This window comes from Ruegeria pomeroyi DSS-3, assembly GCF_000011965.2.
GTDB classification, from domain to species: domain Bacteria; phylum Pseudomonadota; class Alphaproteobacteria; order Rhodobacterales; family Rhodobacteraceae; genus Ruegeria_B; species Ruegeria_B pomeroyi.
Genome location: NC_006569.1, coordinates 311,367 through 325,152, shown reverse-complemented (window position 1 = coordinate 325,152; position 13,786 = coordinate 311,367). Strand labels below are relative to the sequence as shown.

The 13,786-nt window shown below is 65.6% G+C and carries 13 protein-coding genes; 8 read left to right on the top strand and 5 right to left on the bottom strand.

What is annotated here, in order from left to right:
- Position 1 precedes the first annotated feature (1 nt).
- Positions 2–685: an aspartate/glutamate racemase family protein gene (locus tag SPO_RS21315; RefSeq protein ID WP_011242074.1), complete on the top strand. Its 684-nt coding sequence runs from the start codon at positions 2–4 to the stop codon at positions 683–685.
- A gap of 207 nt (positions 686–892) precedes the next feature.
- On the opposite strand, the gene SPO_RS21310 is transcribed toward SPO_RS21315, so the two are convergent.
- From SPO_RS21310 to SPO_RS21300, 3 genes are read right to left on the bottom strand one after another with little or no spacing between them, the layout of a single operon-like run.
- Positions 893–1,513, bottom strand: coding sequence for a class I SAM-dependent methyltransferase (locus SPO_RS21310; protein ID WP_011242073.1), 621 nt, complete (start codon positions 1,511–1,513; stop codon positions 893–895).
- 4 nt (positions 1,514–1,517) lie between these two features.
- Positions 1,518–2,273, bottom strand: a complete 756-nt coding sequence (gene pssA, locus SPO_RS21305) for a CDP-diacylglycerol--serine O-phosphatidyltransferase (protein WP_011242072.1) — start codon at positions 2,271–2,273, stop codon at positions 1,518–1,520.
- A gap of 35 nt (positions 2,274–2,308) precedes the next feature.
- Positions 2,309–2,968, bottom strand: a complete 660-nt coding sequence (locus tag SPO_RS21300) for a phosphatidylserine decarboxylase (protein WP_011242071.1) — start codon at positions 2,966–2,968, stop codon at positions 2,309–2,311.
- Between the two features lie 290 nt (positions 2,969–3,258).
- Between SPO_RS21300 and SPO_RS21295 the strand changes: the two genes are divergently transcribed.
- On the top strand, positions 3,259–4,218 hold the full coding sequence (locus tag SPO_RS21295; RefSeq protein ID WP_011242070.1) for an aminotransferase class IV: 960 nt from the start codon (positions 3,259–3,261) through the stop codon (positions 4,216–4,218).
- Between the two features lie 42 nt (positions 4,219–4,260).
- Positions 4,261–5,328, top strand: a complete 1,068-nt coding sequence (locus tag SPO_RS21290; protein ID WP_011242069.1) for a helix-turn-helix domain-containing protein — start codon at positions 4,261–4,263, stop codon at positions 5,326–5,328.
- A gap of 55 nt (positions 5,329–5,383) precedes the next feature.
- Here SPO_RS21290 and SPO_RS21285 read toward each other — a convergent pair whose 3' ends face one another.
- Positions 5,384–6,328 (bottom strand): GlxA family transcriptional regulator, encoded by a 945-nt coding sequence (locus SPO_RS21285; protein ID WP_044029543.1) that lies wholly within the window; start codon positions 6,326–6,328, stop codon positions 5,384–5,386.
- A gap of 77 nt (positions 6,329–6,405) precedes the next feature.
- On the opposite strand from SPO_RS21285, the gene SPO_RS21280 reads away from it, so the two are divergent.
- The 4 genes from SPO_RS21280 (at position 6,406) to SPO_RS21265 (ending at position 11,055) form a co-directional block, all read left to right on the top strand.
- Positions 6,406–7,566, top strand: coding sequence for an acyl-CoA dehydrogenase family protein (locus SPO_RS21280; RefSeq protein WP_011242067.1), 1,161 nt, complete (start codon positions 6,406–6,408; stop codon positions 7,564–7,566).
- An 82-nt stretch (positions 7,567–7,648) separates the two neighbouring features.
- Entirely contained in the window at positions 7,649–9,661 is a 2,013-nt protein-coding gene (locus tag SPO_RS21275) for an acetate--CoA ligase family protein (RefSeq protein ID WP_011242066.1), read from the top strand.
- A gap of 3 nt (positions 9,662–9,664) precedes the next feature.
- Entirely contained in the window at positions 9,665–10,270 is a 606-nt protein-coding gene (locus tag SPO_RS21270) for a DJ-1/PfpI family protein (protein WP_011242065.1), read from the top strand.
- Positions 10,270–11,055 carry a carnitinyl-CoA dehydratase gene (locus tag SPO_RS21265; protein WP_011242064.1) on the top strand — a complete coding sequence of 262 codons (786 nt, stop codon included), beginning with the start codon at positions 10,270–10,272 and terminating at the stop codon, positions 11,053–11,055. The genes SPO_RS21270 and SPO_RS21265 overlap by 1 nt, the downstream gene beginning before the upstream one ends.
- A 45-nt stretch (positions 11,056–11,100) precedes the next feature.
- Here SPO_RS21265 and SPO_RS21260 read toward each other — a convergent pair whose 3' ends face one another.
- On the bottom strand, positions 11,101–11,991 hold the full coding sequence (locus SPO_RS21260) for a LysR substrate-binding domain-containing protein (RefSeq protein WP_011242063.1): 891 nt from the start codon (positions 11,989–11,991) through the stop codon (positions 11,101–11,103).
- A gap of 118 nt (positions 11,992–12,109) precedes the next feature.
- Here SPO_RS21260 and SPO_RS21255 point away from each other — a divergent pair, with 118 nt between their 5' ends.
- Positions 12,110–13,714, top strand: coding sequence for a GMC family oxidoreductase (locus SPO_RS21255; RefSeq protein ID WP_011242062.1), 1,605 nt, complete (start codon positions 12,110–12,112; stop codon positions 13,712–13,714).
- The last annotated feature ends 72 nt before the right edge of the window (positions 13,715–13,786 follow it).

Sequence of the window (13,786 nt, the reverse complement as noted above, 5' to 3'; positions counted from 1 at the left end):
CATGAAAATTCTGGTCGTCAACCCCAACACCACCGCATCAATGACCAACAAGATTGCACGGGCGGCGCGCGCCGTTGCGCGCCCCGACACAGAGATCGTGGCAGCAACCTCACAAGCCGGCCCGGCCAGCATTCAGGGTTTTCTGGACGTCGCAACCTGTGTGCCCGGCCTGCTGGAGGAGGTCGCGCGGCACAAGGACGTCGACGCAATTGTCATCGCGTGTTTTGATGACACGGGGCTGGATGCGGTGCGAACGCTGGTGTCTGTACCGGTGTTGGGGATCGGCGAAGCGGCCTATCATGCAGCCAGCATGATCGCGAACAAGTTCAGCGTTATCACGACCTTGTCCCGTTCGGTGCCAGGGCTGGAAAACAACCTCATGCGCTATGGGCTGGCCCAGAAATGTGCGCGTGTGCGTGCAACAGATATTCCCGTTCTGAAACTGGAAGAGGGCGATCCGGCGACGCTCTCCAAAATCAGATCCGAAATCAGCGCGTCCATCGCGCAAGACAATACAGAAGCAATCGTTCTGGGCTGTGCCGGGATGGCGGACCTTATGGCACAGCTCAGCGCAGAATTCGGACTACCGGTGATCGATGGTGTTGCGGCAGGTGTCACCTTTGCCGAGGCGCTGGTGAACAACCGGCTGGGTACTTCGAAAATCGGGGCCTATTCGCGCAGTTAACAGTGTGGCCAGCAGAGCCTCATCGCATTCGATCCCTGGCGGGCTTGGCAAATGAGGAGCCGTTCGTTCAGCCAAGCAGCCCATGGCGCAAGCGTAGCCAAACGGGCTGTGTCCGCATCTCGGGCATATGGCGGCCTGGTCATCTTCTGGCTATGAGTCCTTACTCTAGCTGATTGTCCGATGTTCAGGGATCGATCCGCCGATCCGCTATTCGCATTTCTGCAGCACGAGGAATGTCATCATACCCATTGGGGGCAGCGACTTTCGTTCGATCACCGTAAGATCGGGTTGCTTGAGAACCGAGCTGATTTCAAAATCCGGGTGCCAGCCAAGCAGGTTGGCAAATGGTGCAGCGAAACGTTCGACCCTGGCGAGCATGCCCGAATCTCTGGCGAAATGATTGGTGATCACGATCAGCCCGCCCGGTTTGCATACGCGTGCCATCTCGGCCATGACGCGCTCGGGCTCGGGGACAACTGAAATGATGTGCATCGCCGCGACGACATCAAATGACGCGTCCGCAAAGTCGAGATCGCGGGCATCCATCTGTCTGAGACTTTGCACATGGCCCAGCCCCAGGCTTTCAACCTTGGCCCTGGCCTTGGCCAGCATCTCTTCGCTGAAATCTATCCCCGTTACCTTCAGCCCCGGGCGATAGTTCGGCAGGGAGAGGCCGGTTCCAACGCCAACTTCGAGAAGCTCTGTGGCGTCATGTGCGTTGATGTAATCCACTGCGGCATGGCGCCCGACATTAGTGATCGCCCCAAACGTTTTGTCATAGATCGGCGCCCAGCGGGCATACGAGGATTTGACAGCATTAAGTTCCAAGAATCTATCCTTTGGTTTTCTTCAGCTTCCGGGAGGAGCGGTACACCCAGACAAGGCAACCGGCATAAGCCAGGATGATGAATGTCAGAGTGATCCATAGATAGGTTAACAGCGCGGCGCTCAAAATTGTCGCACCCAGCAGGAAGAATTTCGCGTTGGAACGATCTATGGCCATGTTCTTAAAAGAATATGTCGGCATTCGGCTGATCATCAGAATTCCGATCACGCAAATGTGCAACGCGACAATGGCGGGCGGGGCGACGGGCATGTCCGAGACTGCAAATGAGACAACCAGCGGCAGCAGGACCAGCAGCGCCCCGGCGGGGGCGGGCACGCCAACAAAGAAATCCGAAGGCGCGCTTTTGGGGTCCAAGCGGCCGCTGACATTGAACCGGGCCAACCGCAGGACGCAGCAGATCGAATAGAACAGAACGGCGATCCAACCGATGCCCGAAAAATCCTGAAGGGCCCAGCTGTGCAGGATCAGGACGGGGGCAACCCCGAAGTTCACAAAATCGGCCAGCGAGTCGAGCTCTGCCCCCACTGCGGTCGAGTGGTTCAGGAAACGGGCAACCCGCCCATCCAGACCATCCAGAACACAGGCCACGAGAACGAGGCGAACAGCCATCTCAAAATTGCCCTCATAGCCGAACCGGATCGCGGTAAGCCCCGCGCAGATCGCAGCAATGGTGAGCAGATTGGGCAGAAGATGGATCAGGCGAACTTTTGATTGCTCTTCATTATCCAACGGATCAGTCATCGTTGAATGCGCCCGGGCTGTTCAAGCGGGTTGTGTCACTGAAGATCAGCAAGAACGGTCTCTCCTGCGATCATGGTCTGGCCAAGATCGACCATCGGCTCGACCCCTTCGGGCAGGTACACGTCCAGGCGCGACCCAAACCGGATCAGGCCAAACCGTTCGCCCGTGCGCAAGGTGTCGCCGGTGGACGAGAAGCAGACGATCCTGCGCGCGACAAGCCCGGCGATCTGCACCACGGCAATCTGGCGGCCATCAGCCATTTCGATACACAGGCTGTTGCGCTCGTTATCGGCGCTGGCCTTGTCCAGCGAGGCGTTGAAAAATTTCCCCGGACGATAGGCAATCGCCGCGATGCGACCGGCGATCGGGGCGCGGTTCACATGGCAATTGAACACGCTCATGAACACGCTGATCCGCGTCAACGCCTGGTCGGGCATGCCCAGCTCGGCGGGGGGAACCGATTTTTCAATCATCGAAACGATTCCGTCTGCCGGGCTGACGATCAGCCCTTCACGCGCGGGTGTGACGCGCTCGGGGTCGCGAAAGAAGTAGTAGCACCAGACCGTCAGGCCGACTCCGATCCAGCCCAGGACGGACCAGATCAGGAACAGGATGACGGTGATTGCCGCAAAGATGCCGACAAATTTGCGCCCCTCGGGGTGCATCGGCTTCAGAAATGTGTCGCGCATCTTCATGGGTGTACCGCAGATAGGTTGTACTTAGGCGCTACCTATCCCGATAGGTGTCGCTCGCGCAACGCGATAGAAAGGGATATGGGCCGGAAACGGCAGAAAAAAGGGCCGAGCCGGCCTTTGGCACGTCAGCAGCGCAAGCCCGCTTTGCCCCACCGAGTTTGCGTTCGACCCATCCTGACTTTGCTGGTGCCGCGATCGGTAGGAATGAGCGACCACCGTGCAACTGACGCTTTCCAACCATGCGCGCGCCGCCTAGGGTCTGGGTCGAATACAGCAGTCAGGACCATCAGATGACGACCCCCCAACCAGAGACCGCGCCGCGCACCACCCATGACGCCGAGGCCGACGCGCGCAACCGCGATATCCTGATCTATGTGGATGGCGATCTGGTGCATCGCGACGAGGCCAAGGTCTCGGTCTATGACAGCGGCTTCATGCTGGGTGACGGCATGTGGGAGGGGATGCGGCTTTATGACGGCGAATGGGCGTTTTTCGACGCGCATATGGATCGTCTCTTCAACTCGTGCAAGGCGGTGGCGCTGGAGATCGGCAAGACACCCGAAGAGATCCGCGCCATTCTGGACCGTACGGCGGCGGCCAATGGCATGACCGGCGATGCCCATTGCCGGCTGATGATCACGCGCGGGCGCAAGGCGAAACCGTTCCAGCATCCGGGCCTGTCGAAATGGGGGCCGACCATCGTGGCGATTGTCGAACATTCGGTGCCCTCCGAGCGGGTGCAGGGAACGGGCATCCGGCTCGCCTCGGTGCCACAGGTGCGCGGGTTGCCGCACAGCCAGGACCCCAAGTTCAACAGCCATTCCAAGCTGAACTGCGTGATCGCCTGTTTGCAGGCCGAACAGGCGGGCGCCGACGAGGCGCTGATGCTGGACCCGCATGGGTTCGTGAACACCACCAATGCCTGCAACTTCTTCATCGTGCGGCGGGGCGAGGTTTGGACCTCGACCGGGGATTACTGCATGAATGGGGTGACGCGGGCCAATGTGATCACGCTGTGTCGCGAGGCTGGGATCCCGGTGTTCGAAAAGAACTTCTCGCTTTACGAGGCCTATGGCGCGGACGAGGCGTTTCTGACCGGCACCTTTGGCGCCCAGACCCCGGTGGCCGAGATCGATGGGCGGGTGATCGGGGCGGGCGGTGGCGCCGGGCCGGTGACCCGGCGGTTGCGCGCACTTTACAAGGCGATGGTGGCGCAGAACGTGGCCGAGCAGAAGGCGCGGCGCGGGTGAGCCGCGGTTTGCGGGCGCGCGCTGCGGCGCTATGATCGGGGCATGACACGCAAGCCCGACCCATATGACGCGGCCGAGGGGATAGCTGGCCCCTATGACAGCGACCCGGTCGAGGAGGACGACCTGTGGTTCCTGCCCGCGCAAGAGCCGGGCGAGGACGAGGTCGATCCGCTGTTTCCCACGCCGCGCGCGGCGCAGCCTTTGTTGTTCGATCCGCTCGAATGGCGCGCGGCGCAGGATGCGCTGTCAGCTGATCTGGCCGATCTGGCGCTGGGTTTCGGGGCGCTGGACGAACGGCTGCGGGCCGGGCCGCGCCAATGGGTGCAGCGGCTGGCACTTTTGGAGGTGGCCGATCTGGGCTGGTGGGCCGGAGACCGCATCGGGGCCGAGCGGCTGGCGCTGTGGACCGGGCTCCGGCTGGGCGCCACCAGCGAGGATGTGCAGGCGCTGGCCCGGGCCGGTTGGGCGGTGCGCCGGCTGAGCGGTGGTCCGGCGCCCGATACCGGCGGCTGGGCCGAGGGGCTGGCCGGGTTTCTGGACCGCTCCGGTGCCGAGGGCGACACGGTGCCCGAGACGGTGGCCGATCTGGGCGATGTGATGGCGGCGGCGGCGGCGCTGCATCCGGCGACGCGGGCGGCGATGCTGTTTCACTGCTGGATCATGCTGGGGCAGGGGCCTTCGGCCGGGCTCGAGGCGGCGGTGATGGCGGCGCGCCACGGTGCCGCGATGGGGCGCGGTGGGGCGCTGTTCCTGCCGCTGGCGCTGTCGGGGCCGGGCGCGTTGCGCGGTGCGGGCGCGGCAGAGCAGAAGCTGACCGCCTGGCTGCGCGGGGCGGCGCAGGCGGTGACGGCGGCATTGCTGCATCTGGACAGGGTGGCGGCCTGGAGCGCGCGGGCAATCGAGAAGACAAGCGATCTGAGCGGGCGGACCCCGCCCGCGCTGATCGAGGTTCTGACCGCCTGGCCGATGGTGACCGCGCCGCTGGCCGAGGCACAAAGCGGCGCCTCGCGCGCGGCGGTGCAACGCAACCTCGACCTGTTCGCGCGCCGTGGATTGGTGCGCGAGGTCACCGGACAAGGCCGATACCGGGTCTGGACGGCTGCGGTGTGAGCCGTTTTCCGATCCGGAAAACGGCCCGGAAAACGCGACGTTTTCCGGCCCCCCCTCAGCCGTTTGCGCGCAGGCCTCTGGGGGGTTGACCGAACCGGGCGCGAAAGGCGCGGGTCAGGGCGCTGGCATTGTCATAGCCGCAACGGGTCGCGATCTCGGATACGGGCAAGTCGGTTTCGGTCACCAGCTTGCGCGCCAGGTTCAGGCGCAGCCGTCGATAGACGGTCTGCGGCGTCGCATCGAAGGCCGCCCGCATCCGGGTTTCCAGCGTCTTTTGCGTGCAGCCGGCGCGCCGGGCGATCTCTGCGATGGGCAGGGGCTGTTCCAGCGTGTCCTGCATCACCATCACCGCCCGGTTCACCTGCCGGGTCCCGCCACCCGCCGGGGCGTCATGGGAACGCGCCGAATCCCGCGTCATGAACAGCTGCGCCACCTCCAGCGCCAGCAATTGCCCATGGTCGCGCCCGATCAGGTGCAGGATCAGGTCAAAGGCCGCCATCGCCCCGGAACAGGTGATGCGCGGCCCGTCCAGAACGAAGCGTTCGCGCAGGGTCTCGACCTGGGGAAAGGTCTCGGCAAAGCGGGTCAGCTCCTCCCAGTGGATGGTGGCGCGGTGCCCGTCCAGCAGCCCCGCCCGCGCCAGCAGCCAGCTGCCGGTATCGAGCCCGGCCAGCACCGGATAGCGCTGCGCCGCCGCCCGCAGCGCGCGCAGGGTGGGCCAGCCATCCAGAGTGCGAAACCCATAGGAGGGCATCACCAGCAGCATCGCGCCCCGGCCCGCCGCAAGCCGGTCATGCGGCGCCACCTGCAGGCCCGAGGAGCTGTGCACCGGCGCCCCGTCCGGGGTCAGGAAACGCCAGGCATAGAGCGGGCGGCGCGACAACATATTGGCCGCGCGCATCGGCTCCACCGTGTTGGCCAGGCAGTGGTTCGAAAAATTGTCAAAAAGCAGCACATCGTAAACCTGCGTCTGTGCCGAAGTATTTGTCCGATCCTGCATGATGAATGACTAACTCTGCATGATATGGGGGCGCAAGCCGGGATTTCCTGTCTGAAACCTCAGCAGGAGCCCGTGCCATGCATTTCGGATTGAGCGAAGAGCAGGAGATGATCGTCTCTACCGTCCGCAGCTTTGTGGAGAAGGAGATCTATCCCCACGAGACCGAGGTGGAGCGCACCGGCGAGGTTCCCAAGGAGATCGCCGACGAGATCAAGCGCAAGACGATCGAGCTGGGCTTTTATGCCTGCAATTTCCCCGAAGAGGTGGGTGGCGCGGGGCTGTCGCATCTGGAATTCGCGCTCGTTGAACGCGAACTTGGGCGCGGGTCGATGGCGCTCAATCACTTCTTCGGACGGCCGCAGAACATTCTGATGGCCTGCGAGGGTGAGCAGAAGGAACGCTACCTGCTGCCCGCCGTGCGCGGCGAGCGGATGGATGCGCTGGCGATGACCGAGCCCGGTGCCGGGTCGGATGTGCGGGGGATGAAATGTTCTGCCGTGCGCGATGGCGGCGACTGGGTGGTGAACGGGACCAAGCATTTCATCTCGGGCGCCGATCATGCCGATTTCATCATCGTCTTTATCGCGACGGGTGAGGACATGACGCCGAAAGGCCCAAAGAAACGCATCACGGCGTTTCTTGTCGACCGGGGCACGCCCGGTTTCACCATCCGAGATGGATACCGGTCGGTCAGCCACCGGGGCTACAAGAACATGGTGCTGGAATTCGACGATTGCCGCCTGCCGGATGCGCAGGTTCTGGGCGAGGTCGATGGCGGGTTCGCGGTGATGAACGAGTGGCTCTATGCCACCCGGATCACCGTTGCCACCATGAGCGTGGGCCGCGCGCGGCGGGTTTTCGACTATGCGCTAAACTATGCGGCAGAGCGGGAGCAGTTCGGGCAGGCCATCGGCAAGTTCCAGGGCGTCAGCTTTCAGATCGCCGACATGATCACCGAGATCGACGCCGCCGACTGGCTGACCCTGGCCGCCGCCTGGCGTCTGGATCAGGGTCTGCCGGCCAATCGCGAGATCGCCAGCGCCAAGGTCTATGCCAGCGAGATGCTGGCGCGGGTGACCGACACCACGCTGCAGATTTTCGGCGGCATGGGGCTGATGGACGATTTCCCGATCGAGCGGTTTTGGCGCGATGCGCGGGTCGAGCGGATCTGGGACGGCACCAGCGAGATCCAGCGCCATATCATCAGCCGCGACCTGCTGCGTCCCTTGGGGGCGTGATGGCGCGCGGTCGGGTTCGCGCCGAAGCGCGACGCCTATGGCGGGAGTATTTTCGGCAAAGTGAAAGGGCAGGGGGCCTGTCATGAGCAAGGGCTTGTCGCGCATGTTCCAGCCGCGCTCGATCGCTGTGATCGGGGGTGGTGCCTGGTGTCGTCAGGTGATCGTGCAATGCCGGCGCATGGGTTACGGCGGCGCCATCTGGCCGGTGCATCCCAAGGCCGTGGAGGTCGAGGGATACCCGGCCTTTGCCCGGCTGGAGGATCTGCCCGGCGCGCCCGATGCGGCCTTTATCGGCATCAACCGGCATGCCACCATCGAGGCGGTGGCGCTACTCTCGGCCATGGGGGCGGGCGGGGCGGTCTGTTTCGCGAGCGGTTTCTCCGAGGCACTGGCCGAGGATGAAACGGGGGGCGATCTGCAGGCCGCGCTGGTGGCGGCGGCGGGTGAGATGCCGATCCTGGGCCCCAATTGCTATGGCTTCGTCAATGCGCTGGACGGGGCGCTCCTTTGGCCCGATCAGCATGGGTGCAGCCGGGTTGAACGCGGTGTGGCGATCCTGACGCAAAGCTCGAACATCGCGATCAACCTGACCATGCAGCAGCGCGGCCTGCCCATCGCCTATGTGGTGACTTGCGGGAACATGGCGCAGACCGGTCAGGCGCGGATCGCCATGGCGCTGCTGGACGATCCGCGGGTGACGGCCATCGGCCTGCATATCGAAGGGTTCGGCGATCTGCGCGACTGGGAGGCGCTGGCGGCCAAGGCGCATGCCCGGGGCGTGCCGCTGGTGGCGCTCAAGGTCGGGGCCTCGGAACAGGCGCAGCAGGCGACGGTGTCGCATACCGCGTCCTTGGCGGGCAGCGATGCGGGCGCGCAGGCGCTGCTGGACCGGTTGGGGATTGCCCCGCTGCGGGCGCTGCCCGACTTGCTGGAGACGCTGAAGCTGTTGCATTGCAACGGTCCCTTGACGGGGGTCGATATCGCCTCGATCAGCTGTTCGGGCGGCGAGGCGAGCCTGATCGCGGACATGTCCGTTGGCTCGGCCTTGCGATTTCCGGCGCTGACGGCGCGGCAGCGGCAGGCCCTGCGCGCCGCCCTGGGGCCGATGGTGGCGCTGAGCAATCCGCTGGATTACCACACCTATATCTGGCGCGATGCGCAGGCGATGGCGGCGGCCTGGTCCGGCATGACGGGCGACGGGATCGCGCTGACCTTTTCGATTGTCGACTATCCGGTGACCGACCCGGCCGACTGGACCTGCGCGACGCAGGCGGCGTTGAAGGTGCGGGCCGAGACCGGGGCGCCCTTTGCCGTGGTGGCGACCCTGCCAGAGCTGATGCCGGCGGATGTGGCGGCCGAGTTGATGGCCGGTGGCGTGGTGCCGCTGATGGGCCTGCGCGAGGCGCTGGCGGCCGCCGAGGCCGCCGCCAGCCTGCACGCGCCCGACCCGGTGCCCGTGTGCCTGCCGGGGCAGGAGGACGCAACGCAACTGCTGGACGAGGGCGCGGCCAAGGCGGCGCTGGCGGCGCATGGGCTGGAGGTGCCGCGCAACCGGACGGCGCGCGCCGATGAGGCTGCGCAGGCGGTCGAGGGGATGTGCGGGCCCTTTGCGGTCAAAGGCGTCGGGCTGGCGCATAAATCCGAGCATGGCGCGGTGCGGCTGGGCGTGCCGGCGGCGGATGTGGCGCGCGTGGCAGCCGAGATCGGCACGCCCGAGGTGCTGATCGAGGAAATGGTGAGCGACGCGGTGGCCGAGCTGCTGATCGGCGTGATCCGCGACCCGGCGCATGGCTTCGTGCTGACGCTGGGGGCGGGCGGGGTGCTGACCGAGTTGATGCGCGATACGGTGTCCTTGCTGGTGCCCGCCGCGCGCGCCGATATCGCCGCCGCGCTGCAACGCCTGCGCATCGCGCCGCTGTTGGCGGGTTATCGCGGCAAGCCCGGCGCGGATATGGATGCGATCCTGCGCGCGGTCGAGGCGGTGCAGGACTATGTGCTTGCCCATGCGGGAACACTCGGCGAGGTTGAGATCAACCCGCTTCTCGTCGCGCCGGACCGTGCGGTGGCGGTGGATGCCCTGATCCGGCTGGAGTGAAAGATGCGCAAACTGGCCGCGGTTCTGTTCGAAGGCTTCGAGATGCTCGACTATTTCGGGCCGCTGGAAATGTTCGCCATGTTCCCCGACGAGATCGAGATCGTGGCGGTGGCCGAGCACGCCGCGCCAGTGCGCGCCTCGGGCGGGCCGGCGGTGATGCCGGACCGGGTGTTCGCCGATGGTGCGGATTACGACCTGCTGCTGGTGCCCGGCGGGAGGGGTACCCGGCGCGAGGTGGACAATCCGGTCCTGCTGGATTGGCATGTGGCGGCCTCGGCGCGGGCCGAGCTGGTCACCAGTGTCTGCACCGGATCGGCGCTGCTGGCGCGGGCCGGGCTGCTGGATGGGCGGGCGGCCACCACCAACAAGCTGGCCTTTGACTGGGTTGCGTCCCAGTCGGACAAGGTCGATTGGCGCGCTTCGGCGCGCTGGGTGGCCGATGGCCGGTTTCTGACCGCGTCGGGCGTGTCGGCGGGCATCGACATGAGCCTGGATGCGCTGGCGCGCCTGTTGGGTCCCGAGGCGGCGGAGAAGGCGGCCCACTGGGCCGAATATGTCGCCAATCGCGACCCCGAGAACGACCCTTTTGCAAGAATGGACAAGATGTGATGAGCGACAGCCCAGTCAGAACCCGCCGCGACGGCGCCATTTTCGAGGTCACCCTGGACAGGCCCAAGGCCAATGCGATCGACCTGGTCACCAGCCGGATCATGGGCGAGGTGTTCCGCGAATTTCGCGACGACACCGATTTGCGGGTGGCGATCCTGACCGGGGGCGGCGAGAAGTTCTTTTGCCCCGGCTGGGATCTGAAAGCGGCGGCCGATGGCGATGCGGTCGATGGCGATTATGGCGTCGGCGGCTTTGGCGGCTTGCAGGAGCTGCGCGACATGAACAAGCCGGTGATCGCGGCGGTGAACGGCATCGCCTGCGGCGGCGGGCTGGAACTTGCGCTGTCGGCGGACATGATCATCGCCGCCGATCACGCGACCTTTGCGCTGCCCGAGATTCGCTCGGGCACAGTGGCCGATGCGGCCAGCGTGAAACTGCCCAAGCGCATCCCCTATCACATCGCGATGGAGCTTTTGCTGACCGGGCGCTGGTTTGACGCGGACGAGGCGCATCGCTGGGGGCTGGTGAACGAGATCGTGCCCGGCACGCAGCTGATGGAGCGCGCCTGGGATCTGGCCCGCCTGCTGGCGAGCGGTCCGCCGCTGGTCTATGCCGCGATCAAGGAGATCGTGCGCGAGGCCGAGGATGCCAAGTTTCAGGACACGATGAACAAGATCACCAAACGGCAGCTGCGCACGGTGGATGTGCTCTATTCCTCCGACGATCAGCTGGAAGGCGCCCGCGCCTTTGCCGAAAAACGCGACCCGGTCTGGAAAGGGCGCTGAGGCGCCTGAAACCGGGACCGGCGCCGACGGGCCGATGAGGAGGCGCTAGGGGCGCGGCCCCTGAAACAGCGTGCAGATCCAGTCGGCAAAGGCGCGGACCTCGTCGCGTCGCTCGCCGCCGTCGCGTTCGACCAGGAAATGCGCCGGGCGAATGGCCAGACGGTCGGGCACCGGTGCGACCGCCGCCCCCCGCTCGAGGAAGGGTTGGGCAAAGCTCTCGAGCACGATGGCCAGACCCGAACCGGCGCTGATCGCCTGCAAGGCCATCAGCGAGGAATCGAACCGTGTCACCCGGGCGGCGACCGGCGGCGCCAGCCCCATCTGGGCAAACAGCCGGGGCCAGTCGGATTCCGAGCCGTGAATGGTAAAGATATGCAGGGCGGCAAGGTGGTCCAGTCTCGGCGCCGCGCCGAAGCCCGTCAGATAGTCCGGCGAACAGACCGGGATCGCGAATTCATGCCCCAGATGGGTCAGCCGCCCATCGGTCCAGTCGCCAAAGCCGAAGCGGATGTCGATATCGCTGATCCCGTCCTGAAACCGGTTCGCCCAGACAAAGGTCGACAGGTCGACGTCGATGTCGGGATGGCTGGCCAGAAACCCGTGCAAACGCGGTGCGATCACCAGCGCCGCGCATGAGATCGAGGCGCGAACCTTGATCTGCCGACGTCGGGTGGTGCCGAACAGGCCCGCGGTGGCGACCTGGATATCGTCAAGCCCCTTGCGCACCGGCTGGGCATAGGCCTTGCCCATGTCGGTCAGCGCAACGCCGCGCGGCAGGCGTTCGAACAGGGTGGTTTTCAGCTGCTTTTCCAACAGCCGCATCTGCTGGCTGACGGCGGCGGGCGTCAGCCCCAGCTCATCGGCGGCGGCCGAGAAACTGCCAAGACGGGCGGCGGCCTCGAAACTGCGCAACCAGGTCGGATTGGGAAGCTTCATCGGTGATCCAGCTGTAAAAATTTTAGGGCCAATGCAGAAATATCCGTTGTTTGATTTAAAAATCAACCTCTGTTCAAGCTGGCCTTGGTTTTGGCGGCCGCAGGGATGGGGCAGCGGGATGGACAGGTTCGATTTCATCATTGTCGGCGCCGGGTCGGCCGGATGCGTGCTGGCCGAGCGGCTCAGCGCGAGCGGGCGCCATACCGTGCTGCTGATCGAGGCCGGTGGCAGTGATCGACGCTTCTGGGTCAAGGTGCCGCTGGGCTATGGCAAGACCTATGACGACCCCTCGGTCAACTGGTGCTATACCGCCCAGAGCGATCCGGGGCTTGCCGGGCGGGCCGCCTTCTGGCCGCGCGGGCGGGTGCTGGGGGGGTCCTCTTCGATCAACGCGATGGCCTATGTGCAGGGCCTGCCGCATGATTTCGACGATTGGGAAACGGCGGGTGCGACCGGCTGGAACTGGCAGGCGGCGCGCGACACCTATGCCCGGATTGAAACCCGCGACCGGCCCGGCACGGACGGGCGCCGCCAGCTGAGCGGCAGCGGGCCGGTGCATGTCAGCGATGTCGGTGACCGGATGCACCCGTTTTCAGAGCATTTCCTGAGCGCGGCGGCACAGGCGGGCTGGCCCCTTCTGGACGATCTGAACGGGCCGGAGCGCACTGGTATCGCCCGCCTGCAAGGCACGGTGCGCAACGGGCGCCGCTGGTCGGCGGCCGACGCATTCCTGCGCCCGGCCCTGAAGCGGCCGAACCTGTTTCTGGTCAGCAACGCCCTGGTCGAGCGTGTCACCCTGCACGACGGCGCCGCGACGGGCGTCGAATACCGCGCGCGCGGGCAGCTGGTGCGGGCCAGCGCGACGCGCGAGGTCATCGTCAGCGCCGGCGCGGTGAACTCGCCGCAGCTGTTGCAGCTTTCGGGCCTTGGCCCCGCCGCCCTGTTGCAGCGCCATGGGATCGCGGTTGCGCGGGACCTGCCGCAGGTGGGTCAGGGCCTGCAGGATCATCTGGGTATCTCGTACCAGTTCACCGCCACCCAACCGACGCTGAACAACCGGCTGGGCAACTGGCCGGGCAAGTTGGCGGCCGGGCTGCGGTACCTGCTGACCCGGGGCGGCCCGCTCAGCGTGCCCATCAACCAGATCGGCGGGTTCGTGCCCTCGACCATCGGCGGCCGTGCCGACATGCAGGTCTATTGCAATCCGATGTCCTACTCGGTCCGCCCCGACGGCAAGCCGGACGTGGCCCCGATGGCGGGTTTCCTGATCTGCGCGCAGCCCTGCCGCCCGAGCAGCCGGGGTGCCGTGACGATCCGCTCGGCTGACCCCCGGACGCCACCCGATATCCGCCCGAATTCTCTCTCGACCAACGAGGATTGCGCCATGGCGATCGCCGCGGGACGGATTGCGCAACGTCTGGCCAGAACCCCTGCGATACGGGCAGTCACCCGCGAGGGACCGGATATCGCGGCGATGTCGGATGGCGATCTTCTGGCCGATTTCCGGCAGCGCGCCGGGTCGGTCTATCACGCCAGCTGCACCTGCCGGATGGGCAGCTCGGCGCGGGATTCGGTGCTGGATGCGCGGCTGCGGGTGCATGGGGTTGCGGGTCTGCGGGTGATCGACGCCTCGTCCTTTCCCAACGTGACCTCGGGCAATACCAATGCGCCGGTCATGATGCTGGCCGCGCGCGGGGCCGAGATGATCCTGCAGGACCACTGACGAGTGATCGCGGCCGTGTGGCGGCAAACCCTCTTTACCATCGTGGCGTGATGGCCCAGAACTGCTGCGATC

Excerpts from the sequence above, each read along its gene's own strand:
- SPO_RS21315 (WP_011242074.1), top strand. The coding sequence starts at position 2 with ATGAAAATTCTGGTCGTCAACCCCAACACCACCGCATCAATGACCAAC.
- pssA (WP_011242072.1), bottom strand. The coding sequence starts at position 2,273 with ATGACTGATCCGTTGGATAATGAAGAGCAATCAAAAGTTCGCCTGATC.
- SPO_RS21300 (WP_011242071.1), bottom strand. The coding sequence starts at position 2,968 with ATGAAGATGCGCGACACATTTCTGAAGCCGATGCACCCCGAGGGGCGC.
- SPO_RS21295 (WP_011242070.1), top strand. The coding sequence starts at position 3,259 with ATGACGACCCCCCAACCAGAGACCGCGCCGCGCACCACCCATGACGCC.
- SPO_RS21290 (WP_011242069.1), top strand. The coding sequence starts at position 4,261 with ATGACACGCAAGCCCGACCCATATGACGCGGCCGAGGGGATAGCTGGC.
- SPO_RS21285 (WP_044029543.1), bottom strand. The coding sequence starts at position 6,328 with ATGCAGGATCGGACAAATACTTCGGCACAGACGCAGGTTTACGATGTG.
- SPO_RS21280 (WP_011242067.1), top strand. The coding sequence starts at position 6,406 with ATGCATTTCGGATTGAGCGAAGAGCAGGAGATGATCGTCTCTACCGTC.
- SPO_RS21275 (WP_011242066.1), top strand. The coding sequence starts at position 7,649 with ATGAGCAAGGGCTTGTCGCGCATGTTCCAGCCGCGCTCGATCGCTGTG.
- SPO_RS21270 (WP_011242065.1), top strand. The coding sequence starts at position 9,665 with ATGCGCAAACTGGCCGCGGTTCTGTTCGAAGGCTTCGAGATGCTCGAC.
- SPO_RS21265 (WP_011242064.1), top strand. The coding sequence starts at position 10,270 with ATGAGCGACAGCCCAGTCAGAACCCGCCGCGACGGCGCCATTTTCGAG.
- SPO_RS21260 (WP_011242063.1), bottom strand. The coding sequence starts at position 11,991 with ATGAAGCTTCCCAATCCGACCTGGTTGCGCAGTTTCGAGGCCGCCGCC.
- SPO_RS21255 (WP_011242062.1), top strand. The coding sequence starts at position 12,110 with ATGGACAGGTTCGATTTCATCATTGTCGGCGCCGGGTCGGCCGGATGC.